Source organism: Shewanella scandinavica (genome assembly GCF_031932065.1).
Lineage (GTDB): Bacteria > Pseudomonadota > Gammaproteobacteria > Enterobacterales > Shewanellaceae > Shewanella > Shewanella baltica.
Genome location: NZ_JAUOES010000009.1, coordinates 160,142 through 185,432, shown reverse-complemented (window position 1 = coordinate 185,432; position 25,291 = coordinate 160,142). Strand labels below are relative to the sequence as shown.

Below are 25,291 nucleotides of genomic sequence, written 5' to 3'. Positions count from 1 at the left end.
CGATAACCCAAGCAAACCAATGGCAGAGACTGGCAAAACAGACTTTGTTACAAATGAATTGATGAATTTTAATGTGTGTTTAAGGCGTTGGGCGGTGTTAACAACGATTTTTGGCGCGCAGATAAACCCTGCTAAAACTTAGGTCGTCAGCGTCAGCCACACATAAAGCTTTATGTATCGTTCAGTTAGCGGACTGAGGGTTTAATTTTTTCAGACATAGTTATTATCTTATCAACTCAATACGTTCGAGTGATAAACTTAACAAGGCCTTTTAAGAAAGCGACTTAACATTGTCAGTTGAAAGACCTGAATTTAACTCATTCGACAGTCCGCTAATGTGAAACAGAGAATGCAGAATTGGCAACAATTTAAACCGTAATTTTGTGAGAAGATAATGATATATGGCTCATTTTTAGCGGCAGCTCGTCACGTTAGCATGATTATTTTGAGTTTTAACCTTTCCATCAGTTGCTGTGTTAATAGATAAACTGATAATGGTAAGTATTTATCAACTAACCTATTTTGATTATATTGAGGTTGATTGTGTTAGAGCAGAGGGCATAGTGCGTTTGGCTATCCTAATTTAGATAACTTTAAAATTAAGATTTTTACTTCCGTAGAGTCCCTACATTTACAGGAATGTATCAAGCTGTTAATGAGCCGATTTGCGTTAAATATATTGAGATGGAGTAAGTTGATGTTACGAATTGGTATCGATCTTGGCGGCACAAAAATCGAGTTAGTCGCATTGGATGACGATGGTAAAGAAGTGTTTCGTAAACGCATCCCAACGCCAAGAGAATATGTTGCGACAGTCGATGCGTTAGTCGCACTCGTGACAGAAGTCGAAGAGAGCCTGCAACAAACCGCCACGATAGGCATAGGTATTCCAGGGGTGATTTCTCCTTTTACTGGCCTAGTTAAAAATGCCAATTCAACGTGGATCAATGGTCATCCCCTCGATGTCGATCTGGGCGCTCGATTAAACCGTAAGGTGAAAATCGCTAATGATGCGAACTGTTTTGCCGTATCAGAAGCGGTCGATGGCGCAGCTGCTGGTAAGTCTGTGGTCTTTGGCGCCATTATTGGTACTGGCTGCGGCGCTGGTATCGCTATCAAAGGCCAAGTGCATGATGGTGGTAATGGTATCGGCGGTGAGTGGGGCCATAATCCTTTACCTTGGATGAAAGCCGATGAATTTAATACCACGACGTGTTTTTGTGGTAACAGAGACTGCATCGAGACTTTTATATCTGGCACGGGCTTTGTACGCGATTTTCGCGCCGCAGGTGGTGTCGCAGACAGTGGTATTGAAATCGCCCAAATGATGCAAGCAGGCGATCCGCTGGCGACTCAAGCATTCGATCGCTTTATTGACCGTTTAGCCCGCTCATTGGCCCATGTGATCAATATGATGGATCCTGATGTAATCGTCCTTGGCGGTGGAGTCTCTAATATCGATGCCATTTACACTGAATTGCCAAAATTTTTACCACTATATGTGGTTGGCCGTGAGTGTCACACTCCGGTTGTTAAAAACTGTTATGGCGCTTCATCGGGGGTGCGTGGTGCCGCTTGGTTGTGGGGACGCTAATTTTAGACATCATCTGAAATAGTGTTTGAAATTAAAGGCCGAATTCATTTATTTGAATTCGGCCTTTTTTGATTTAGTCATTCAAAAGTTTTACATTTCATTAGCAACTCTTTATCTTAAGTGCTGGTAATTCTTATGCTAAGTGCTATTTTTAATGCTGGCTAGAAAGTATAAAAATGAATGAGATCAAAATAATTACGCCATTGTCGTTTTCTTGGGAGTTTACTCGATGAAGCATTTGTCCATCAGTACTAAGTTGTTGTGGATTACATCAGCATTATTTTTATCGATAGTGGCTATTTTATCTATCAGTTTATGGTGGACACTGTCGGCTCAAAACGCGCAATTATCTGATCAAGTTCAAAATACCCTACAAACTGAAACGCGGGATAAACTCGAAGCTCGCGCCGGTGAATATGGCGAAATGGTCGCTGGATTCATCAACGAAGCTTATCGTATTCCATTTTCTTTTGCGGGTATGCTGGAAAGCACAGCCGATGAATTACCTTTAAAACGCGACCGCTTAGAACTCGCAGTGGCGGCAGTGCTAAAGAAGAATGCGCAAGTTTCTTCTATGTATGCCCAGTTCGAACCTAATGGTTATGATGGGCTCGACAGTGAGTTTTTGAATGTGAATGTTAGCCACAGTGTGGCGACATCGGGTGCGCTAGAGGTCTATTACACTCGTAATGACGATGGCACAGTGGAGCATAACCAAGTTGAAGATTCGGCAGAAAAGTACCTCACTAGCTTAAATGAGTTTGGGATCCGTGATGCTGAATGGTATTTATGTGGTAAAGAAACCTTAAAGCCCTGTTTAATGGAGCCGTACTTATACGAGATCACTCCAGGCAACAAAGCGTTAATGACCTCGCTGACTGTGCCCGTGCTTAAACATAAGCAATTTATCGGTGTAGTCGGTGTAGATGTAAACTTGCCTGTGTTTCAAACCCTTATCGATAAGTTATCCAAAAGCCTCTACGATGGACAAGCGAAGGTCACTTTGCTGAGCACCCGCGGTTTAGTGGTTGCAGCCAGTCATTACAGTAAAAAGGCGCGCCCCTTAGCTGAGTCGATAAATTCAACTCTCGCCTCGCAAATTATCTCCTTGCACAAGAATTCCGGCTATATGGTTAACGATGATGAAATTATTGTTGCTTACCCCATTAAGATCCCGCTAGCGAATGCCGAGTGGTCCTTGGTTATCCAAGTGCCGACAGCACAGGCCTATAAAAGCTCAATTGAGCTTAATAATGATATGGATGAGATGGCGACCTCTTTAGGCAGTTTGCTGCTGATAGTGGGGATTGTGGTATCGATTGCTGCTGTAATTACCATTAGCTTAGTGATCCGTAGCATTATCTCACCTTTGAAGCTGATCCAAGGCCGAGTGGAACATCTTGCGAGTGCCGATGGCGATTTAACACAATCGATTGAGGTTGATTCGCACGCTGAATTGATTGCGTTAGCGAAAGGTTTCAACTCCTTTATTTATAAACTTAAGGATTTGATTGCCGAACTTAAAACGCTTGCAAGTCGCTCTCAGGAAGAAAGCCAAGCCTCTGCCAAAATTGCCCAGCTCACCCGTGACAGTGTGAACCGCCAGTACGGCGAAATTGAGAGTGTGGTAACGGCTGTGAACCAAATGAGTGCCACCGCACTTGAGGTTGCTAAGGCATCAGAGCAAACGGCTGCAGAAACTGAAGCCATGTCGCGCAATATTCGTCACAGTGAAGAGAGCCTGACAAAGGCAATGGATTTCGTCGCGACTATGTCTCAGGAGTCAATGGAGGCTAAGCTAGCGGTGAGTAAAGTCGCCGACAGCAGCATGAACATCAGCCGTATTCTTGAGGTGATTAGCTCCATTGCTGCGCAAACTAACCTGTTAGCGCTCAATGCGGCAATTGAAGCGGCAAGGGCGGGCGAGCAGGGACGGGGCTTTGCTGTGGTGGCTGATGAAGTCCGTGCACTGGCATCTAAGACTCAAAGCTCGACGAACGATATTAGTACCCTTATCGATGCACTGCAAAAAGAGGTCCAAAGCGCTTCTGGCATCATAGATAAAGGCGCTGAGCGGGCACAAATGGCCGTCTCTCAAACAGAGCAAGCGTTAAACTCATTGAACTCAATGGTGAGTCAGATTGGGGAAATCTCAGGTCAAGTGACTCATATTGCCGCCGCCGCAGAAGAGCAGAGCGCAGTGACTGAAGAGGTTAATCGTAATATCACCGGCATTTCTGATTCGGCTTCCGAACTTGCACGTCTTGCGGGCGAAGCACAGCAAAGCAGTGTGGTTCTCGCAAACTTAGTGAAGCAGCAGCATGAGCAGTTAGGTAAGTTAAAAACCTAGTACGTAGAGATTTACTAAATTAATGCATTGATTTTAATTAGGCTCTTTGATTGTGCTGCTGGTTAAACACTGATCAAAGGGCCTATCTTTATGGTGATGTTAACTAACAATACATAGGCAGAAGCCATAAAATAGTCAGCGAGCCAGCTGTATATGCATGGTGATTATACTGTGATTAGCAGGATAAATTTTTTAGATACAAAAAAGCCCATTTTTCAATGGGCTTTTTCGTTGAATCGGGTGGTGGCCCCTCACGGACTTGAACCGTGGACCTAACGATTATGAGTCGATCCTGAATGATTTACCCGACCCGTGAAACCATGTTAAGTTGTTGATAATAAATGTTTTTTGTATTTTTAGCAACTTAGGGTTTTGCATGGTTTTGCACTGTTTTGCATGTATCATGTGCGATAGGTGTGCGATCAAATTTCATCAAATTGAAGTGAGATAGCACATGAATAAGACATTAAAAATTGCGTTTACCAATCAATCTATATCAAGTTTTTTGGCCTACTTAGGTTACAGAGTCTCTTCTACTAGGAAGAGATTAAAAGTTGTCCAAGAGTTTGAGGTGTATTTAAATAGTCAATTTACGTTTGCAGAACTAGCTGCTTTCCACGAGAGCATAGAAAGTTGGTGGGCGGGGAATTCTAAATACTTGGCTATAAATAGTCATGAGATAGCAGGTCTTTCAATTCGGCTTTACAAGTCTGAATTTACATTGAAAAATGAAAAGCTTACAGCGATAGGAGAATCTCTCGCGAGTGTTTATCTAAGGCAGCGTGATACGCTTTCTGCAGCGCTGAAAACAATAAAGCTTGGCAATTTGACCAATTCTAATTTTCAAGTTCTTCTGAAGGCTGCACAACACGTTAAAGCAGGAAATAATCTAGGGATAAAAATCGTCGACAAACAACGTGGAACATCCGCAAGTGGAGAGAGTAGTGTTTCCCTTAGGGATTTTTTATATGGAGAATATGTAGAGACAAAACGATATGAAAATCCAAAAACGGTAATGGTGAAGGTGGATATCATTTCACGTCATTTTGGGCATTTACTAGATAGCCCTATCGGTAATATTAATGCTGATTTGGTACGGCAGTGGATGAAATCTAAAGAGCGAAAGTTGACGAAAAGGCAGTTAGCTGCGGGTGATAGTCTTTGGACGTTGAGTCCTTCAACGATGAAAGAAGGTATTTGCACTTTTCGAGCCTGTATCCAGTTAGCAAAGGAAAAAGGTCTTATTAAAGATCATGATCTGTATAGCTTACCTAGAATAAGAGTCGATAATCAGGTCATTCGTTATCTATCTGACCATGAGGAATTAAGGCTGTATGCTGCAATTAACCAGCGCAACTCATTAAAACATGAGCAAAGAGCTAGGACGATTGAGCATAGGATATTACGCAGGCTAGAAACGCCAGCGCATCTCGAAAGTTGTCATTTTGTGGATCATGTTTCACCTTTTATTATTTTGTTCAAAGAGACGGGAATTAGGCCTGGTACGTTGTTCAATTCAAAATGGTCTGATGTTGACTTGGACTCAAAATTTTTCCGTATTCGAAAATCGATTGATAAACGCGGAATATCTAATGTAATTCCTTTAAATTCTCTGGCGTTGGAGACACTAAAAGAATGGCGTAAACATGGCATTCATAACGAATCTGCTAGTTATTTTAAGACCAGAATGGATGCTTGGTTATTTCCATCGCCAGCTAATCCTGAGCTTCAGCTCACCACAATAAAAAAATCATGGGACATGATTATTAAAGAGGCAAAAATTGAAAATTTTAGGCTGTACGATTTACGGCATGATTTTGCATCTAAAGTGATGATGCAGACTGGTAACATCTATATGGTTAGTCAGCTGCTAAACCATCAACAGATTGAGACAACTAAACGTTATGCACATTTGATGGATAGCTCAAGGTTTGAAGCTGTGAATACACTTGATAAATCAAGACAAGTGGGTGCATTACCTGACTTTCTTAAGTAAGTTAAGACACTGCTTCTATAGAACGTACTCTTCTATATTGTGAGAATGCAGATGTCTTATTATAATAATCATATTTTAATACAGTTACTTAGGTTGGTTTTGTTATGGATGGTAAGGCTATGCCAAAAATCGTATATGTAGATATGGACGATGTGCTTGTAAATTATACAGAAGCTGTACCTTTAAAAAACTCCAGAAACCTGAGCAGGCATACCCTCAAGCTGAATTGGGATTTTTCAGCTGCTTAGCCCCTAAAATAGGTGGCATTGCTGTGATGAAAAAGATGCTTGAACATCCAGAAATTGAACCTTATATAGCCACAGCGCCAAGTCTGCAAAATCCATTGTGTTATATGGAGAAGCGTATTTGGGTAGAGCAACACTTAGGCATGGAATATGTCAGTCGTCTTATCATAATTCCGAACAAAGGATTACTGAAGGGAGATATTCTTATCGACGACCACGTTGAAGGAAAGGGCCAAAAGTTTTTTAAGGGGGATTTGTGGCAGTTTGGTTCGATTCGCTTTCCTGACTGGAGTGCTGTTGAGATTGAGTTATTTAATAACTTGCTTTGATGATGATAGCGTCTGAGCTTCACATGGGTAATCAGAATTCAATCGGTTTTGATGGCAATATATTATAAGAACTGACTTCTTCATTTAAATGCTATTATCCCTTTACGTCTTAGTAGTGCACTACGATATTAACTATGGTACTACTAAGTTAAATCAAGATGTATGTCTTAGATGTGGTGGTGATTAATTTTGAGCCTATAGTTCAGTGATAGAGGAAAGTGAATGAAACGGAATGTAGTCGCTTTTTTAAGCAAGGAAGGCTTGACTCTTAAAGATGTTCAGAATGGTAAAAAACAATTTACTTCACACCATAAAAATGAAGAAGATGACTTAGTTCTTTGCTTATCAAACCATACAAGTCAAGCGGATTGGTCTTCACTATTTTCTGATTATGATATTGGAGATCAGCACTTTAAACAAAAATCTGTCAAAGGAGCGTTTTTTGTTAAGGTCGAAAATCGTTATGTGATTTTTACGTTCGGTCACGGAAGGAGTCTTATTGAGAAGTTATCTATTGAGCGAGGTTTTGGCTTAAGGGTGTCAATGAATTTGGGAGATCCAGAACAGCTCAAATCAATCGATAAATCAACTTTGGATAGGGTTGCTAGAAATACACGATCTCAAGTGGCTCTGAACTCTGGTATTCAAGATTTTGACTTTGCGTTCGATCATGAAATATTAAAGTCAATCACAGCGATAGTTAGTAAAGGCGATGAAGAACTTGAAATGGTATCTGGCAATGACTCAGTGTCACTATACACTGAAATCGAAGCTGATAAGTTTAGAGATATTGCCGAAAGGTTAGTGACAGCTTATTTTAGCGATAACTATAAAGAGCAGTATCCTTGGGCTGAGTTTATCGGTTTGGAATCTGATCCAGAAATAGTAAAGCAACTTGAATCCATATTGGTCGAAAAATTTAAGGCAGAAAGCATAGATGGTTTTTGGTTGGCGCCTCCAAAGATCATTGACTATCATGACTTTTCTGGTTTTGTTTATTCGACAAAGTCGATAAGAAGTGAAGCTCCTTGTAAACACCCAGAATTACAATTGGATGCTTTTTTGGTCGAGGCACCATTTAAGAATAAGGCTTCGATTTCCATCAATACACTCAAAGCAAAGGAAATTTATTTATATAATGGCAGCGATCAGCATCTTGAATCAATTGGTTTTTTTGAGTCTCTAAATGGAGAATTAGACTTTAATGGTTGGAAATATGTACTGAATGATGGGCATTGGTATCATGTGAAACAGTCTTTTGCAAAGGAAGTTGAATCATATTTTGATTTGTTGCCCCGCTGGCAAGGCCTTGAAGATAAACCTTACAAAGATCAGCGTGAATGTTGTTATTTGAGACGCATAGCTGATGGAGAACAGATAGCAGTGCTTGACCAGCATTGGGTAAGACACAAAAATGTGAAACAAAATTATGAATTCTGTGACTTACTTACTCAATGTAATCGCATAATCCATGTAAAGCATTATGGGGGTAGTAGTGTACTTAGTCACTTATTCGCGCAAGCTACCAACGGATTAGATATGATGCTGAATTGCCCTGAAATTATTCCTCAAGTTCAAGAGCATTTGGAAAATACATATATCAGCTTTGATTTTTCGCCATCGGAAAAAAGAGTCCACACAATTGTTTTAGCAATCATATCCCCTCATTCGGGAGTTTTACATATTCCTTTTTTTTCAAAGGTTAACCTCCGTCACCATGCGAGAGAAATTCAAAATAAAGGCTTTCCTGTAGAGTTAGCTAAGATACCAGTTGATAAAATAACGCTACTAAATTCATCAACAGAGTCTAAGTGTCAGTGTAAATCAAAGACTGCAATATGTACAAAATCACTAACAGAAACTGATTGAGTAAAAATAGTAGAGTTCAATCTTGGTCTTAGCTGCAATTGATTTGGTTACGTTTCTACTCTAACTGTTTCGGATTTTTGCAAACGGCTTATCTCACTTGTCCTTAAGTGATTTCGTTGTTGCGATGTAAAGCCTATTGCAAACTATTACAAAAAATAGACTTTACTTAGATGCGATTTAAATAAGGAAACTGCTTAAACATTTAGGCAGATTCCTTACTATGGTCACGGATTTCAGAGATTTTTCTTATCTATTTCTTTGGCTTACATCTTTTCACAAGCACTATGCTGCCAATAATCATTAGCGCAATTGGTAGTAAAAATTCCATCATTTTTCCTTAACCGCCCTATAGGCGTAATTCACTAATTTGTCTGGTTAGTTACGTTGAGGTTTAGTAAAACCGGAACATCATGTATTTAAAACGCACCCATGGATCCTCGGGCTCAGGTGTATTTTCATAACGTCTATCATAGGCTAAAACACCGAAGGCGTACTTAATATGCAGTATTAACGGAGGTAAAAGGCAATTCATATCCTCAGTATAAATAAACCAGCAAAAGCAGATGATAGTGATAATGCTCAAAAGGACTAAAGGTATCCATTTGGCAAGTGTTTTGTCGTTTAGATGACGGCGCATAATTAGAAACTATCCCCAAATCCACTGTCGAAATCGCAGCTAAATGTGTCGTTAGGTAATGACCAAGCATCATCGCTTATGCTGCTATTACACGCCGATGTGTCGGATTCAGTAATGCCAAATGGGTTGCCATGCACATCGACTCCTGTGTTACCTATCATAGGTGTGCCATCAATGTTTACGATCGGGCCGTTGTGATTATTGTCAGTCATGCTGTTATTCCTTTAATGTGATTAAGAGTAAAGCTCCTAAATTGACATTAATGAAAAAAAGCACTTTTTCAAGCATATTTTTCGCAATGGTGGACAATAAAAATGTTGAGTGAGTTTTGTTGTTTTTCTTTCATTTTTTTATCTTGTCTCGGACTTCACACTCACATTAGTGGCGACATTTTAATGCTGAGCTTGCAGGTTGGCGTTAACAGAATGTGCTTTTGACGAGCAAAAATCGGTATGATTTTCTGCGACAAGAGTGCTTGTGATAACAAGCTTTCAAGCGCGGATTTGGGCGATTACGCAGTAATGGCTCAAAGGAGCACGCGCATGTACAGCTGGTCTGTACTAACCGCATTTTAGTTTTGCCTCAGCAAAATTTAGGGGTGAATTTGGTACAAATACACCGCTAAACCCCAGACTTTTCGTGAGAAAAGTGAGCGAGACGCGAGGGGGAATAAGATGGCACATCGCCCCCTCGACGTGAGCGGCGAAAATGCGGTTAGTACAGAGCGTAGCTCGGTGCATGCGCGTCTGATGTCGTGGAGTGCTAGAACGGAGTTCGTAAGCCAGCGTCGATGACGAGTCATCAGAGCTGGCGGGCGCTTCAGGGCATCTGAGTCGTTTGCGCAGCAAGTGACTCATCAGCCAAAGGCTGGCTTGGTAGCGATGTTCATCGCTATTTTCATTCCGACAGGATGAAAGAAGTTTATCGTGATGAAAATCTGCAACTATTCACTCAAAAATATCATCAATGCGTTAAATTTGTCCCCTCGATGGCTAGTTAATTGTACCCATTTAATCAAAGGTATTTTTAATGGCATCACACAGTAGCGCAAAGGATAAATCGGTCGCGAATCTTCCACTTCGATACGACCCGTTTTTGAATTTCGATATGCAATATCGACCTGGCGTAAATAACAATAAAACGGGGAAAATCCGCCGCGAGTTCACCATGAAATTGGTGGCTCGATTCGGTCTGATTTCACCGAGTAACATTGCTTGGCTCTATGGCATCAGCCATCGGCAATCTCTGGAGCATTTAAATAAGCTTGTCCAAGAGCAACTGCTCTGCCTTGTTACTACCCATCGTTCCCACGATGGCCGTGTTTATACACTCACTTACAGTGGCGCAAAATACGCCGAAGAGTTACTGAATGTTGCAGTCTATTATCGTGCGAAAGAGCATCCGGCGCTGCAAGTGAACCAGAACACTTTAATGCACGACTTAATCATGCAGTTTGTGTTGTTGAAAGGCATCCATCATCACAAGCCCAACGGAGAGCCTAACCCGCTATGGTGTGCCATGATGACTGAGCCCGAGTTTAAACGGCGTTTTACTCACAGCAGCGTGCGAAATGTGGATGGAATAGTGAGGGAGGTGGATGGAACCATTTGTGCCGTCGAAATGGAGCATTCCTTTAAGACAAAAGCCGCGCGGCAAACCATTTTACTGAAATGGCATGATGGGATAGGGCAAGGCTATTACGATAAGGTCATGCTGTTTTCTCAATCCTTGCACATTTTTAGCGACATTAAACGACTTCATGAGCAGCTCTATGATGAGCTAACCACAAGGCCTGATAAAAAGACTCGTCAGCCTTTATTAACCGCGCAAGATGCGGCATCACTTAAGCAACGAATTATCTATCGTACTCTGCTGTGTGATGAACTCACCGAACGGTTTTATCGCTAACAAACAATCTCTAATTTCCAAAAACGACAAAAGGCACCTAAGTGCCTTTTGAAGGGTATACAAAGATTATACAATGCATTACCAGTAGATGAAGTCGGCTGCACACTTTGGTACTGCCATCTGAAATAATAATTTTTATTATTTCAGCCTGTTAAGGCTTCATTGCGAGGTCGTCCCTGTTCCCCACATTGATAAGTAAGCGCATCTTAGGATAATTCAATCAAGTTGAAGAAATATTTCAAACGATGGGATTAAAAATAAAGAGACATAACAAATCATTTACAGCTACAAGGTTCGGTTACTTAAAAGCTTTATGTGCCACTAGGCGGTGATTAAATTGGAAAACTAATTTTGTCTCCGGTTTGAAGTGATTGAGTTAAATTAGCTACTTTAATAGCATATTTTTTATCTAATATGCCGCTATCGACTTAAATTCATAACCCGAAAAATGTACAAAAGTGGATGATGCTTTAAAACGTTATGCCCCAAAGCTTCTTAGCACTTGTTTAGTGAATCGAAAACTGACGAATGAGTTACCCTACAAAATTTCATCCATTTACCTAATGTTTGGCCCTACCGTAAAGCGACTAACAATGTATGGGTATAAGGGCTATCCATTTAGCGCCACCAGTGTCAATATGTAGTAATGAAAACTTCATCGTATCTATTAAAAGCTGGCGTCGATTACCCTACAAATTGGGACGAATTTGTTGATTGGTTTCATGATGAACAATCTTGCACCAGCTACCTTTATGCACTTCGTTGGCCAAACGGATTCATTTGCCCAAGCTGTTCGAGCCATCAATCACCTTATCAGTTAAGTAATGGCAAGTTAAAATGTCATGCTTGCCGTTCTCAGTGTTCAGTAACATCAAGTACACTTTTTGACAAAACAAGAACCCCCATGAAAAGTTGGTTTGCAGCTGTCTGGTTTATTACAAATCAAAAGAATGGGGTCAGCGCTCTTGGGATCCAAAGGCTATTAGGTCTTGGGAGTTATCAAACTGCTTGGTCTTTAATGCACAAGTTAAGATATGCCATGGTTGATCCTGAAAGAGATAAACTGTCCGGCATCGTAGAGGTTGACGAAACATTAATCGGTGGTGTCATTCCAAAATCATCTATTAAAAATCAACAGGGTAAGCGTAAAACTGTAGTTTTGGTTGCTGTTGAGCTGCTATCACCCTCTGGATTTGGGCGGATACGTTTAAGGCAAGTAGAAAGTGCAACTAAAGAACATATCCATCAATTCATTCAAGATGTAATAGAACCTGGTAGCACAATTTGTAGTGATGGTTCTCAAGCATACAAACAAATAGACAAAAAAGGATATGAGCATAATCGGATAGTGCATTTAGGTTCATCTGTACCTGCACATGAAACAATGGCTGGGGTACATCGAGTCTCATCATTATGTAAAAGATGGCTTTTAGGTACGTATCAAGGTGCGGTAAAGGCTAAGCAACTTGATTATTATTTAGATGAGTTTACATTTCGCTTCAACAGAAGAAAGTCAGATTCACGGGGATTATTATTCTACAGATTGCTTGAGCAAGCTGTGCGTTCTAAGCCGATAACGTACCAATCAATTAAAAATCGATAACCACAATATATAGTGGTTGGTCGTGCTAAGTGGATAGCCCTTATGGGTATACAGTAGTATTTAAATTTAGATGCTTTTGAGTGTTTTACACTCATTAGTTTGCGCGTTTATCCAGCCTAAAATTAACAAAACCCTTTAAAATCATCTGTATATAATTTTCCAAAATTAGTTAATAGGTTTGGAAAACACGCATGCGCGTTTTTCCGGATAGTGTATTTGATAAAAAGCTGATAAATTGTTTGCATACAGGAAGTTAACTGTGCGCGTTTTCACTGGTCTAATGAGGAAAACGCGCATGCGCACTAATAAAATGTGTTTCCGTAAAATTGGAGTGTAAATGGAATTTATCTATGCAGATGAGTTAAAAACTAAATTCTCAGTTTATGGTCATTTTTACGACCTGAAAATCAAGGATGAAATTTTCAACTGTAGAAGTGTTTTAGAAATTGTATCCAAAACAGTTGATGACATATCTAACTCAAAGCCCTGTGCTGTCGTTGTCATGATGAACCCTGGCTCATCAAGACCATTAAGATCTGACTACGTTCCGCAAAAATATTCTGTCAAGCAAATCATGTCTAGTTCTTGGGATAAGGAAATAATTCCAACCCGACCAGATAACGCTCAATATCAGATCATGCGCCTTATGTTACTTAATGCTTGGAAGCATGTGCGAATTCTGAACTTATCTGATTTAAGGAATGGAAATAGCGGCGATTTCTCAATTGAATTTAAAAAAGCCGAAAAACTGGATGGATCTAATCCTCATAGTTTGACACATAAAGATAGAAGTGAGGAATTGAAACAATATTGCTCTGAAAGTAATGCAGTAATTGTAGCTTGGGGCTCAACTGAAGTGCTCAGAGAGTCCGCTAAAACCTTTCTTAAAGAAATACAAAATGTAAGAGGATTGCCACTTGAAAGCCCTTGGTTTAGATATCCTAGCCCATATAAAAAAGATCAAAAGCTCAACTGGCTTGAATCTATGAATGTAGAATTAAACACATAACAAGCGCTTTAAACGGAACGTCAACAGTTGGCTACGTTTCGCTCCGCTACACAGTATAGCCAACTATTTCCGTCCGCTTAAGCGGGCGTTAACTGCATGGATTAGCATGGTCAAGTTTCTGAAAGTAATTGCATATGTTCTTTTTGGAGGAGTGGTCATAGTTGGCGCATTGCTTTTGTGGTTTGACCGCTCAAAAGATATAGATTTTACCGTTTACCATCCTGATCCTTGGGTTACATGCAACGGAAAAATCAACAAGGATTCAGTTGAATATGCTCAGCTTAATAAATGGTTACAACTGAATAACTCAAATTGGCAAAACTATGTAGCAACTGCTGCTCCTGGTTATTTTTATAAATCAGACGATATTACGATTCATGTATATAAGTATGGCGTAGTCGTTAATTATTATGACGGTCAAAACTGGTCTCAAGTGCAAAAGTCAGTTGATACAAAGGGGATCTATGATGTTTGTAAAAGCAGTTAACAAGTTAAATCATCGGAAAACCACCTGCAGGCCAAAAGACGGCCAAAGCGCGCGTGTTTTCCGCTGTTTAAAGCGTTATGCGCCAGAGAATAGGAGGTAAATTTGAGTTCAGTCGAAGGTAAAGTTGAGGCTGTAAAGCCAATGGCAATTCAGTGGATTGATGCGGTGTCACCGTATCTTGAGTTTGTGTACTTTTTAAGTGCCCCAGTAGTAGCGTTTTGTGCATACAAGGCGTTAGAACAAATTAAAGTAGGTAAGAAAGCAACGCAGACGTCTAGCGAGCGAGAATCATACCGTCTAGCCGCAGAACGATGTGAATACTTTCATAAGGAAGTATCACCTGAAATTGAGAAGTTTTCTAGATTACTAAAAGAGAAAGAAATTAAGTTTCTCAGTCAGTGCAAAGTTACTATTGACGGTAAAAAGATCAAATTTGAGCCGAGTAAAGATAAAGAGCAACTAAAAAAACTCGTGGCAGAGCTCGAACATTTTCATGAGCTATTTAATAAACTTGAACTTTTTGCAATGTATTTTACTAGCAGAATTGCTGATGAAGAATTGGCTTATCATTCACTTGGCTCATCTTACTGTCGATTGGTTGAGAAGCTCATACCATTGCTTGTGATGAAGTTTTACAAGGAAGAGTGCAAGCATATTATGGGACTTTTTTTCTTGTGGAACCCACGAATTCAAAAGCTGAAAGACCAAAAGCGAATTAATGAGTTACAAAAAGAACTTTCAGAAATGAAAGACAAAGAATACGACGATAAAACGGTGAAACCAATTGGCGCATAACAAACGCTTCAAGAGGGACTGCCAACGCGTTGCATTTTTATTATGCGTTGGTTTCTGTGATTACGGTGTTATGCGGAAAGTTGGTAGTAGCGTTGGCTGTCCCTTAAGCGGGCGTTAAGCATCAAGGAGAGTAACGTGTCAGATTGGATGTTTAGTAGAAACGGTCAAGCAACAATAATTTTTGATAATGATTGTTTTCGAAATAATCGTGGGCAAGTTATGGCTTGGATAAACGGAGAAAATGTTTATTCACTGCGTGGGCAGCACATCGGCTGGTTTGAGGGCGGAGTTCTATATGATAACCGAAACCAAGCGTTGGGCTTTCTCCGTAATTCAACGGGTTATTTACCAAGCAGGCCGGGAATAGGCGGTACACCGGGCACACCAGGTTTTGCAGGTAGGCCGGGGCGTCCCGGCCTTGCTGGCGTACCCGGTAAGCCCGGGCGTGGCGGTTGGTCACAGCAAGAATTGGCAACGTACTTCAGTGCTTAACAAGGCATAGTAGCTCGCACACTTCGTGTGCTGGACAGTTTGTAAGTCGCAGATTTGTGGTTTTGCTGCGCAAAAATATTCCACAAAACCACAACTTAAAAACTGCCGCTGCACGCAGCGTTAAACATCAAAAGGAACTCAGTGCTTCATGTCAACGCTTAGAAATTCAGTCATTAATAAAATAATCGATTATCTAGAGTACGGAGATTTTTGTGTTGAGGACTTTGACTCTCAGTTTCCAGATGATTCAACTGTGCTTGCACAAATTACTTTCAAAGCATTGCCCAAATACACCTTCGTTCTAGATGAAACATATTCAGGTGGTTCTATTGGCTCCGCCCTTGCAGTCATGGGGCAGGGTAACGCAAAAAGAGTCATTAGAACTATCGAAAAGCCAGGAACATACAAAAACCATGAAACAAGGACACATGAAGATATTGATTCTGCTATCGGCAGAATATCTGACTGGGTTCGCAGTATCAGAGATGATTTGATTAATTCAAGGGCTACATTGCGCTCAACTATTGATGAATTAACTGAGAACTTTCAAAAAAGCATTGATGAAAATATTGATGATCCAGAATCTTACTTTGAAAACCATGAAGAAGATGCTATCAAGTCTAAACTAGATGAACTTCATAAAAGGGTTTCAGAGTTAGAAGAGAAGCTCGGCTTTACGCCTGAAGAAACGAAGAAAATCGAAAAAACAATTGAGAAAAGTAAAGCTGATCTAAAGGTGTACCCAAAAGGGGTTTGGTACAAAACTGCCGGCACAAAACTGCTGACAGTAATGAAAGGAATATTGAAGTCTAAGGAAGGTAGGGAAATCCTCACTGATCTTGCTAAGAAGTTGTTGCAGTAAATGTTTAACAAGGCCATCAAATACGCTCCCTTCGGTCGCCGGATGCTCGTAAACTCGCGCCGTTTATTGCCGCGTTACCCATAGAAATCTTAATCCGAAACTGACGAGTTAAAATTAAGTCTTTAACTCGGAAATGTCCGTGCGACCTGAGGTCGTATGAAGCGCTGTTCACCGCGATAAGAGTGAACCGTCTGTATCACCAGATGACCCTAAGACTCTGAATAAATCAGCGAGTCTGACAATGTAACGATATTTGGCTTTATGCCGAATGGGAACAGAATCGTGAGAGGACGTTCTTCCTGTTAACCACAAGTCGGGTAAGTGCTAGGGTGTCAGTATGTTCTGGTCTAATCCCATCGGACACTTAATTTTGAGACAGTATGGTCAATAAATTAAGAGGTCTATATGAGTCTGAAAAAATCACATAAGAGTTATCCGCAGGCATTTAAAGATGAAGCCGTCTTGATGGTGCTAGAGCAAGGTTGCTAAACCGATGAAACTCGCCGATTTAAAACTATGGTTAGTCGAGGATTTTAAACGTTAGCATCATAAAATCAGACAGCAGAGCGTCAACCATAAATTTCCTCATGGTCGTTTAGCCGAAAATCGTGGCAGTGAATCACTCTACACCAGACTGATTCACGCTACCCCCTAAAAACCGCACTCACGCCCTGTTTGCGGCTATTCTGAGGCGGTTTTTTCTCTTAAGATGAATCAAATCTCTAGAGAACTGATTCATGTCCCTGTTATGCCTATTCCGACTGGTTATATCGAGCATTGATTAGTTTGTAGCCAAACGAAGCATTACTAATAGAATAGCTAATCCGAATCTGGCTATTAAGAGTGAATTATCTAACGCGTTTTTGTCCAAAAGTAGATTTTTGCCTTAAAACGTTTTGCCCCGAAGCGTGTTAAACCAATCACTCAATAAAGAGTTCAGATTGGATCTCTGTTGTTCATTTACTGCAATCTCAACGACTGTTCACTTAGTAAAATATAGTTTACTTTAAATTTGTTACGGTAAATTAGTTTTTACCAATCTAGTTCTGACCTATTACTTTGACATTTAGGTTTTGGTAAATTACTGTTTACTCTAATTTGTTTATGGTGAAGAGTAATTTTCTATGGGAAGGAATAAAATTCAAGTTGGCACTGTTGCTAGTGCTGCACTAGCTCATTTCGCCACTCTGCTTTCAATCCAGCGTAAGGAAAAGAAAATCACAGTAGAAGAGCTGTGTTCACGAGTTGGGGCATCTAAGCCCACTATGATAAAGATTCTTAAGGGTGATCCGTCTGTAAGTATCGGACTTTACTTCGAAACTGCTTGGGTGTTAGGTGTTTCCTTATTTGAAACCGATGAAAATCGGTTTGCTATTAAACATAAAACAAATGCGAAAATAGAAGAACTGCTGCCTAATCGAGTGAGAAGGAAAAAGGTAATTTTGGATGACGACTTCTAGTAACCAATGCTTCGTTTGGAAATGGCTTAGAGGACATTCAGAACCTGTGGTAGCCGGTAGACTCACTATTGATGAATCTGGCCAACATTTTACCTATGGTCAGTCTTACTTGAAGCGTCCAGATGCAGAGCCAATTTACTCACATGAATTACCGCTTTCTGCTGGTACTATGCAGCCAGTTCAAGGTATGTCTATATTCTCATGCTTGCGTGATGCTGCTCCTGATGCTTGGGGACGTAGGGCCATTATTTCTCGGCTGATGAGCAAAAGCTACGATGCTGAGTTTAACGAAATGACGTATTTGATGCATTCCGCTTCAGACCGGTTCGGTTCTCTCGACTTTCAAGAATCGGCCACTGAGTATGTTGGTCGTTCTACTGATGCAGCCACGCTTGAAGAGTTATACCTGGTGTCTGAAATCGTCGCTCAAGGTAAGAAAATCCCGTTGGATTTGGATAAAGCACTTATGCATTGTACATCGCTGGGAGGCGCTCGTCCGAAAGCGATGATCACTGCTGGCGAAGTTAAGTATATTGCTAAGTTTTCATCCCAAAATGATACTTACGAGGTTGTCTATTCAGAATACGTAGCCATGAAGTTAGCTAAGTTAGCTGGACTCAATGTGGCCGAAGTTGTATTAAAAAAAGCATTAGGCAAGGATGTTCTTCTTGTTAAACGATTCGATAGAGAGTTGATTGGTGGTATTTGGTGTCGTCGCTCTATGGTGTCCGGACTGACAGTTTTAGGCTTAGATGAAGCATGGGCTAGCGAGGCTTCTTATGTAGACCTAGTAAACGTTATGAAGCAGTATTGCATCGCATTTGCCTCTGATAGCCAAGAGCTATTTGCACGAATGGTATTTAATGTGCTGATCGGCAATACGGATGACCATGCTCGCAATTACGCTTTCTTTGTCGAAGGGGATAAAATATCTCTATCACCTGCTTATGATATTTGTCCACAAAACCGTAGCGGTGGGGAGGCAAATCATGGAATGAAGCTCTTCGACAATTCAAATTTGTCTCTGTTATCACTTTGTCTGAGAGCAGCACCAAGCTTCAATATTAAGGCCGAAAAAGCAGAAGAAATTATCAGATCGCAGATTAATACGATTATCCAAGAGTTTGAATCCGTGTGTAACGAAGTAGATGTCCCTGAAGTAACGCGAAAGTTACTTTTCAAATGTGTGATATTGAATGACTACATATTCAATGAAATGGAACACCTAAAGCCGCAATATGATCGCTAACTTCTCAGCATACATGGAAATATAAGTATCTAAATGAATAATGTCCGTGCGAGCTGAAGTTGTATGAACTTCTATTCACTTCACTTCGATAAGATTCTAGGCGATCTATCCTAACAAGCTAATGCCCCAAAATGAGTTTCGCAGTTCAAAAAGTAAATCGGCCGAAAAAGCTTTAGCTATAGAAAGCTAATGTGAGAGGGTTTGATAATCTAAAAAGTTATGTCCTATTTTATTGTTAGAACCTGCATTCTATTCAATACAACATCAGTCCTTTTTCTGATTAGTTGAAAAGATAAGCGAATGCTAGTCCATTAGTATGTCATTTTTTTACTTAACTCCTTCAATTTTTAGGTTTTTAAGTTAGGAACTACAAAACACTATTTGACAATCAGGGCTATATTTTTCTACAACGACAACGCTGTGATAGAAGTTGTCTTATTTAATTGCTCTTAGTTGATGCATAAAACGAAACGAAGTTTCATATTAAAGATATAATTAAAGAATAATATAAAACGTCAGTCGTTTAATAACGGCCTTCCGATTTGCTCGCTATCTTGATTATTCAATCTGCCATTTCGTAATTCCGTCCTGATAAAAAATTAAGAGCATCAATTTTTAATTTTTGATATTGTTCTTTTGTTGGTGATTGTTGAATATCTACATCTAATATAGTTAGAAGTGAATTATTGTTATTTAGCGTTTCATTGAGTTGGTCAGTGTTAGATAATAGTTGGTAGCGCTCTTCTAGTTTTAAAAACCAATTCTTAACATTGTTTTTATTATGAGTGGCTTCAACTCTAAATAGGGATAAGTTATTATCCAGCTCACTGTTTGTATTGTTTATTGTTATACTTATTGCATCAATGTTTCGACCTTCATCAAAAGAATAGTTAAAGTTAAAAAGTGTGTACTGGTTTATACCATCTATATATGGATGGATATAGCCAAACATTGATTTGGACTTTTTATATTTTTGATTGCATCGAGTCCCAGCAGGTATGAGGTTTGAAAGTGTTAATGCAAGGAACGGGAATTTTGATTTTGGGAAGAAGTGATCTAGATCTGGTCTTGCTTCTGCGCCTTTCTCATTAATAGTTTCTATATCCTCATTGTTACAATATGGGCATACATCCAAATTTATGCCATTAGTGATCTCTCGTCCAAAAACTCGTGACATTGAATTGTAATTAAATAAATTAGCAAATTCATTTACCCAGTTAGGGTATAGTGATTTTATATCATCAGTCAATTTATAATATCCTGACTTCATTGAGTTTAATAAAGTTAGCTGAATTTTAATTTCAGATGCTACAGTTGTACCTCGCATATTATTAATTAATAAAGGAAGGTGTATAGATTGACGTTCATTTGATAATAATTGAAGTTCAGCAATAACTCTTTCATGTACATCTCTTATTCGTCTCTGGTCAATAATTCTTCTAATCGGCATTGATATGACAGATGAGTCTAAATTAATATCTTTGAGGTAATATTCAAGACAATATCTTTCTGATAACTCGTGTAAATGATCGTAAATGGTGATTATTTTTTCATATAGTTCATCAGCGCTGCACAAGATTAAATCTCGGATAAATTCGTCAGTGAATATTTCTGATATCCGCTCTTGAACAACTATTGGTACTGTTAAGACCATAGCATTAAATGAAGGAAGCAATATTTCTGTTATTACACTATTTTCATAGCGGTTAAGAAAATCTTCGCTATGTGAAAAATTAATTTTTATCATAGGAGCCTAGTATCATCTTCTGTATGTTTTCACTTTTAATTTTTTTAATCAAACCAAAATCTTGCTTTGTAAGTTCTTTCTTGCTGGAGCGAATTAGTAATTGATTAATCGCTTTCTTAGAATGTTCTCCGAACGTTGACTTAAGGTGCATACCTTCTACATAAAGATCAGTTATATGAGAAGCAAACCCAAAAGACTCTACCACTTTAGTTTTACCATTCTGCCTATCAAGTGAAACTATATCTTCTGGCAAAAAATCACTAATTATTATAGGTGAGTGTGTACTTAAGATGATTTGAACAGTATTGCTTGGGAACTCAATTTTTGTAAATTCGAGTAATTCAGAAAAAAATGTTCTCTGCCAGTCTGGATGTAAATATAAGTCCACTTCGTCCATAACTATTATGTGACTATCAATATTTTCATTGTTTTTGGCGTGAATATAATTATATAATTCAGAGAATATGTTTAGCTTGGCAAATTCACCAGTGCTAAATCCGTCCCAACCATATTTAAAGTTACTTAACAATAAAGATGGGAGGTCAGAAATGTAGCTTGTAAGTTCAATTATCAAATCAGCATTAAAAGTTGATAATTCATTACCATCGAACAACTCGTATTCACTCCTTAATATATCTATTACGTGTGATATCCTTCCAAAATTACCGAATATTTTTTGGTATTTTATAAAGATTATACTAGCATCAAAATTCAAAATGCTCTCGGTATTAGTAATGCTTGAATATTCTCTCGCTTCTGACAGTATTTTTATTACATAAGCATTGTTGAAGCTTCCTCTTAACATACCGATAAGAAGTTTAATGAAAAACTCATCCCTATGACTTTTGCTAATAATTGTTAGCTTTGACAAATAGTTACAAATTGATAAAAGATTAGCTTTTAAAAGCTGAGAACCAAAATTTTTATATTCGTTTAAATCTACATTAGTAAAAAAACCAGTTAGTTGTTGATGCAATAGTTCTAAATCGTTTTTTGATTCTATATTTTTTGAAACAAAATCATCATTTTGTAATAAAGATTTCAGGTAAGCTGTTGAGGAGTTGCTGAATTGAAATGTAAATTTAACTTTAGGTTGATCAAGCTTGTTGAAAGATGCACTTTTATTAAAGTATCTAATTAATCGATTTGTCCGTTGAGCAATTATTTTTTTACTCCCTTTTACATATTGCGACAGAGACATGTCATAAATAAAAGAATTCGATTTTCGCTTGATTGAAAAATCATTAGTCTCTACGCCTGTTAAATTGTTTGCTTTAATAAGTTTTATTTTATGACGCTTAGTGAGTTTGGATATATCTTTTTCAAAAACATAGTATTCATTACTTAATACTGATTTTTCATTCAGGTATAGATTTATAGCACAGATATGGTATTTTTTATTAGAACTATCGAACCATACAATAATGCCACTAGAATCTGTACCTCCATATGCCACTTCTATAAAATCAAGTATAGTGCTTTTACCAACACCATTTTTACCGATTATGGCACTACATTCTAACCCTCGATAATAATCAAGCTCATTAGGACAGAAATTTAAAGTTAATTCTTCATTTAAATACTTACACTTATGGGAACCATTAATTGGAATATCAATGTTCTCTAGTGCTCTATGATTTTCAATATAGAGGTAAGCTAATTTCATTCGGTTATCATCAGAATGCTGTTTTTTGTCAATGTTTAATGATAGCAAAATATAGAGAAATAGTGAAGAGGTGCCATATTGCTACTAGCTCACACCTTACTAATTTAGTAATGCTGTTGACTCGTTTCTGTCCAAAAATGTTTGTGTTGTCACATGTTGTTAGAGCCTAATTAAATATGAATATGGACTTAATTCGTAGACAAGTTTGATTAGGTATGAAAAGCGAACCCCTTCGGGTTCGCAAGTAAGTGGCTAACGCTTAACATTACTGCTGAATGTTAGCTTAAGCTTCGGCTTCAATAATCTGCTCAGCCCAGAATTGTTCGGCAGCGTCAAAATAGAGAATCGGGGGCAACCCGAATATCTGTTGAAACTCCGCGGTGAACAACTCGCAAAAGGCAGAAATATCATCTTTATACATCAACAATAGCATCATCATTTCCAAGCCCATTAAATACTGAGTATCAAACTCAGCATGTTCCTCAAGAAGCGATTTACTGATGCTAATGCCTAAGTGTTGTCCTTTGATGTCGCGATGAAGATAGATATATCGAGTGAATTGTAAGGCTCTAGGATCGTTATCATTTTCGTCAATGTCAGCGAGTAACAAGACGGTACTATGATCATCCCAAGGGCTTTTTGATTTTCGTTGATATACGCGAATAAACGGTGACTGACTCATTATTAACTCCTCGTTATTGTCCTTATCAATAACTAGAATTGGGCACCGGAAATTCTGTCGGTTCAGGGGTTAAGTTTAACGTTTTAAGTAAGAATCCCTTCTTAGCCTTTTGCTGGTAACTAATCTTCCCCTCAATCTGCTAGTTTGTATTTTTCAACAAACATGTACCTAGGGTACTAAGTAATTGCAATTTATAAACTCTGCTTCTATAGTTGGTTTAATTTACTCTATATTTTGGTACTTATGGTGCAACTATGTCATCAAAAATAAACTGGCTTATTAATCATACGAGTCCTGGTGCGGTAGTGCTTCAGTCGTGGTTGACACAAAATGAGATCAGCTCATCTTTGGTGAGAAAATATGTGCAGAGTGGTTGGTTGTACAAGATAAGTGCGGGGGTTTACGTTCGTCCTGAGTCAACAGGCAAGTTACAGCCTCATTGGGTTGAAGCGCTCAAGGCTGTGAATGAGCAGCTAAAGCTTCCTGTTCACCTTGCGGGAGTCAGTAGCCTAACGCATCAAGGGCTTAGTCATTATCTTCAACTAAGCAGCGAGCAAGTTTGGGTTGGCTGTCAAAGTAAGCAGGCGTTGCCAAAGTGGTTCCGCGAATTGGAGGAGCAAAATTGGCTTTTCTATACCAGTAGCAAGCTGACCCAAACGTTGGAAAAAGACTTTATTACTATAGGGGTGAACAATAGGGAAGTTAAGGCAAGTTGTGCGGAGCTTGCAGCCTATGAGGTCGTCAATGCCATTGGCAAACATATTAGTTTTGAGCATGCCGCGGAGCTGTTTCAAGGGTTAGTGAATCTCAGCCCACGTAAAATACAGTCAATACTGAATCGAAGTGAAGCCGTACAAGCTAATCGCGTATTTCTCTTTTTAGGCCACTACTATCAACACCAGTGGAGCAAAAGGCTAGATGAGCAGCAAATCACGCTTGGTGCGGGAAAGCGTCAGGTGGTGGCTCATGGCCGTTACGATGGACGGTATCAAATAACAGTGCCTGCATCGTTTATTAAGGCAGAAGAAAATCAGTATGAATAAGTCATCGATATACTACCAGCAAGTGACCTTGCTTATTCGGATGCTGCCGCTCGTCGCCCAAGAGAAGGTATTTGCCCTAAAGGGCGGTACGGCTATCAACCTATTTGTGCGCAACTTCCCACGCTTATCGGTCGATATCGATTTGGCTTATCTTCCTTTGGAGCCAAGGGAACAAGCGCTACAAAGTGTGAAGGAAGCGCTTGGTCGTTTGACTGCGCAGATCAATCTACAACCGAACCTTAGTGCAGTATTTCAAGACAATAAATATGATGAGCTCAGGGTTGTCGTGACAAGTGATAGAGTCACAATAAAAATTGAAGTCTCTCCTGTTGCGAGAGGTACGCTACACAAAGCGGTATTAATGCCAGTCGTTGAGTTAGTTGAAGAAGAATTTGGGTATGCAGAGATCCCCGTCGTAAGCCTGCCTGATCTATACGGTGGTAAGTTATGTGCAGCGATGGATAGGCAGCACCCAAGGGATCTTTTCGATGTGAAAATGCTGCTGGCGGAAGAGGGGATCAGTCGAGAGATTTTAGTCGGCTTTCTCACTTATACACTTAGCCATCCAAGGCCCATTAATGAAGTGATGTCTCCACGCTGGAAACCGCTTGATGAAAGCTTTCAAACTGAATTCAATGGAATGACGACAAAGCCGATTAAACTCGATGAGCTTATTTTAACTCGCTCAGAAATGCTGACAGCGTTGCAGCATCACTTTACTGCAAAAGACAGAGACTTTTTATTATCCTTTAAACAGGGTCAGCCTGATTGGTCATTGTTTGATGAACCGAGCGTCGCGGCACTACCTGCGGTGAGATGGAAGTTATTGAATATCCAAAACCTAGCGAAAAATAAATCCAAGCATCAAGAACAACTCATTAAACTGGCTGATGTATTGGAGACGTGGGTTGCAGGTCGGATACTGTAATGTGCAGTGTATTGCCGATTTTATCTGATAGTTCGCTGTTTGTGGGCGTTGGCGACTTAGATTGAGCTAAGGCAATAAGCAAATAAAAAAAGCGAACCGTGAGGTTCGCGAGTAGGTGATTATTGAGGCGCGTTAGATTGCACTTCAATAATCTGCTTTTCCCAATATTGCTCCGCGGCTTCAAAGTAGACTGTCGGGTGATACCCTAAGACATACTCAAACTCTGCGGCAAATAATTGGCAAAAATTTTTTATATCATCAACATACATGAGCAAAAGCTGCATCATTTCTAAGTCGTTTAAAAACTGAGAGCTAAACTCAGGATGCTCCTCAAAAATAG

At 39.4% G+C, this 25,291-nt stretch carries 20 protein-coding genes; 16 read left to right on the top strand and 4 right to left on the bottom strand.

Features of this window, described 5'->3' with window-relative positions; translation table 11 throughout:
• The first annotated feature begins 697 nt into the window (after nt 1–697).
• The 5 genes from mak (at nt 698) to Q4Q50_RS10400 (ending at nt 8,383) form a co-directional block, all read left to right on the top strand.
• A complete protein-coding gene (gene mak / locus Q4Q50_RS10420; RefSeq protein ID WP_311899239.1) occupies nt 698–1,594 on the top strand; it encodes a fructokinase in 897 nt (298 codons plus the stop codon).
• Nucleotides 1,595–1,823: 229 nt separating this feature from the next.
• Nucleotides 1,824–3,944, top strand: coding sequence for a methyl-accepting chemotaxis protein (locus Q4Q50_RS10415; RefSeq protein WP_106649789.1), 2,121 nt, complete (start codon nt 1,824–1,826; stop codon nt 3,942–3,944).
• Nucleotides 3,945–4,398: 454 nt separating this feature from the next.
• Nucleotides 4,399–5,940, top strand: a complete 1,542-nt coding sequence (locus Q4Q50_RS10410) for a tyrosine-type recombinase/integrase (RefSeq protein WP_011846135.1) — start codon at nt 4,399–4,401, stop codon at nt 5,938–5,940.
• A gap of 226 nt (nt 5,941–6,166) precedes the next feature.
• Entirely contained in the window at nt 6,167–6,514 is a 348-nt protein-coding gene (locus Q4Q50_RS10405) for a 5' nucleotidase, NT5C type (RefSeq protein ID WP_311899238.1), read from the top strand.
• A gap of 222 nt (nt 6,515–6,736) precedes the next feature.
• Nucleotides 6,737–8,383 (top strand): TIGR04141 family sporadically distributed protein, encoded by a 1,647-nt coding sequence (locus Q4Q50_RS10400; RefSeq protein WP_311899237.1) that lies wholly within the window; start codon nt 6,737–6,739, stop codon nt 8,381–8,383.
• Between the two features lie 639 nt (nt 8,384–9,022).
• On the opposite strand, the gene Q4Q50_RS10395 is transcribed toward Q4Q50_RS10400, so the two are convergent.
• Entirely contained in the window at nt 9,023–9,232 is a 210-nt protein-coding gene (locus Q4Q50_RS10395) for a hypothetical protein (protein WP_107404049.1), read from the bottom strand.
• 817 nt (nt 9,233–10,049) lie between these two features.
• On the opposite strand from Q4Q50_RS10395, the gene Q4Q50_RS10390 reads away from it, so the two are divergent.
• The 9 genes from Q4Q50_RS10390 to Q4Q50_RS10350 all read left to right on the top strand — a co-directional run bounded on the left by Q4Q50_RS10390 (nt 10,050) and on the right by Q4Q50_RS10350 (nt 18,885).
• Nucleotides 10,050–10,928, top strand: coding sequence for a hypothetical protein (locus Q4Q50_RS10390; protein WP_311899236.1), 879 nt, complete (start codon nt 10,050–10,052; stop codon nt 10,926–10,928).
• Between the two features lie 646 nt (nt 10,929–11,574).
• Complete coding sequence (locus Q4Q50_RS10385) at nt 11,575–12,531, top strand: IS1595-like element ISSod11 family transposase (RefSeq protein ID WP_311899235.1); 957 nt, start codon at nt 11,575–11,577, stop codon at nt 12,529–12,531.
• A 337-nt stretch (nt 12,532–12,868) separates the two neighbouring features.
• Nucleotides 12,869–13,540 carry a DUF1643 domain-containing protein gene (locus Q4Q50_RS10380; RefSeq protein WP_311899234.1) on the top strand — a complete coding sequence of 224 codons (672 nt, stop codon included), beginning with the start codon at nt 12,869–12,871 and terminating at the stop codon, nt 13,538–13,540.
• Nucleotides 13,541–13,646: 106 nt separating this feature from the next.
• Nucleotides 13,647–14,027: a hypothetical protein gene (locus Q4Q50_RS10375; RefSeq protein WP_311899233.1), complete on the top strand. Its 381-nt coding sequence runs from the start codon at nt 13,647–13,649 to the stop codon at nt 14,025–14,027.
• A 102-nt stretch (nt 14,028–14,129) separates the two neighbouring features.
• A complete protein-coding gene (locus Q4Q50_RS10370; RefSeq protein WP_311899232.1) occupies nt 14,130–14,822 on the top strand; it encodes a hypothetical protein in 693 nt (230 codons plus the stop codon).
• Nucleotides 14,823–14,957: 135 nt separating this feature from the next.
• Nucleotides 14,958–15,314 (top strand): 4-fold beta flower protein, encoded by a 357-nt coding sequence (locus tag Q4Q50_RS10365; protein WP_311899231.1) that lies wholly within the window; start codon nt 14,958–14,960, stop codon nt 15,312–15,314.
• 148 nt (nt 15,315–15,462) lie between these two features.
• Nucleotides 15,463–16,176 (top strand): BAR domain-containing protein, encoded by a 714-nt coding sequence (locus Q4Q50_RS10360; RefSeq protein WP_311899230.1) that lies wholly within the window; start codon nt 15,463–15,465, stop codon nt 16,174–16,176.
• A 1,124-nt stretch (nt 16,177–17,300) separates the two neighbouring features.
• Entirely contained in the window at nt 17,301–17,636 is a 336-nt protein-coding gene (locus tag Q4Q50_RS10355; protein ID WP_311899229.1) for a helix-turn-helix transcriptional regulator, read from the top strand.
• Entirely contained in the window at nt 17,623–18,885 is a 1,263-nt protein-coding gene (locus Q4Q50_RS10350; protein WP_311899228.1) for a type II toxin-antitoxin system HipA family toxin, read from the top strand. The genes Q4Q50_RS10355 and Q4Q50_RS10350 overlap by 14 nt, the downstream gene beginning before the upstream one ends.
• 562 nt (nt 18,886–19,447) lie before the next feature.
• On the opposite strand, the gene Q4Q50_RS10345 is transcribed toward Q4Q50_RS10350, so the two are convergent.
• From Q4Q50_RS10345 to Q4Q50_RS10335, 3 genes are all read right to left on the bottom strand, one after another.
• Nucleotides 19,448–20,632 (bottom strand): hypothetical protein, encoded by a 1,185-nt coding sequence (locus Q4Q50_RS10345; RefSeq protein WP_311899227.1) that lies wholly within the window; start codon nt 20,630–20,632, stop codon nt 19,448–19,450.
• Nucleotides 20,619–22,298, bottom strand: a complete 1,680-nt coding sequence (locus Q4Q50_RS10340) for an AAA family ATPase (protein ID WP_311899226.1) — start codon at nt 22,296–22,298, stop codon at nt 20,619–20,621. Before Q4Q50_RS10340 ends, Q4Q50_RS10345 begins: the two co-directional genes overlap by 14 nt.
• A 283-nt stretch (nt 22,299–22,581) precedes the next feature.
• Nucleotides 22,582–22,980 carry a hypothetical protein gene (locus tag Q4Q50_RS10335; protein WP_115334746.1) on the bottom strand — a complete coding sequence of 133 codons (399 nt, stop codon included), beginning with the start codon at nt 22,978–22,980 and terminating at the stop codon, nt 22,582–22,584.
• 254 nt (nt 22,981–23,234) lie between these two features.
• Here Q4Q50_RS10335 and Q4Q50_RS10330 point away from each other — a divergent pair, with 254 nt between their 5' ends.
• Nucleotides 23,235–24,023 carry a type IV toxin-antitoxin system AbiEi family antitoxin domain-containing protein gene (locus Q4Q50_RS10330; RefSeq protein WP_311899224.1) on the top strand — a complete coding sequence of 263 codons (789 nt, stop codon included), beginning with the start codon at nt 23,235–23,237 and terminating at the stop codon, nt 24,021–24,023.
• Complete coding sequence (locus Q4Q50_RS10325; protein WP_220778073.1) at nt 24,016–24,951, top strand: nucleotidyl transferase AbiEii/AbiGii toxin family protein; 936 nt, start codon at nt 24,016–24,018, stop codon at nt 24,949–24,951. Before Q4Q50_RS10330 ends, Q4Q50_RS10325 begins: the two co-directional genes overlap by 8 nt.
• Nucleotides 24,952–25,291 lie beyond the last annotated feature (340 nt).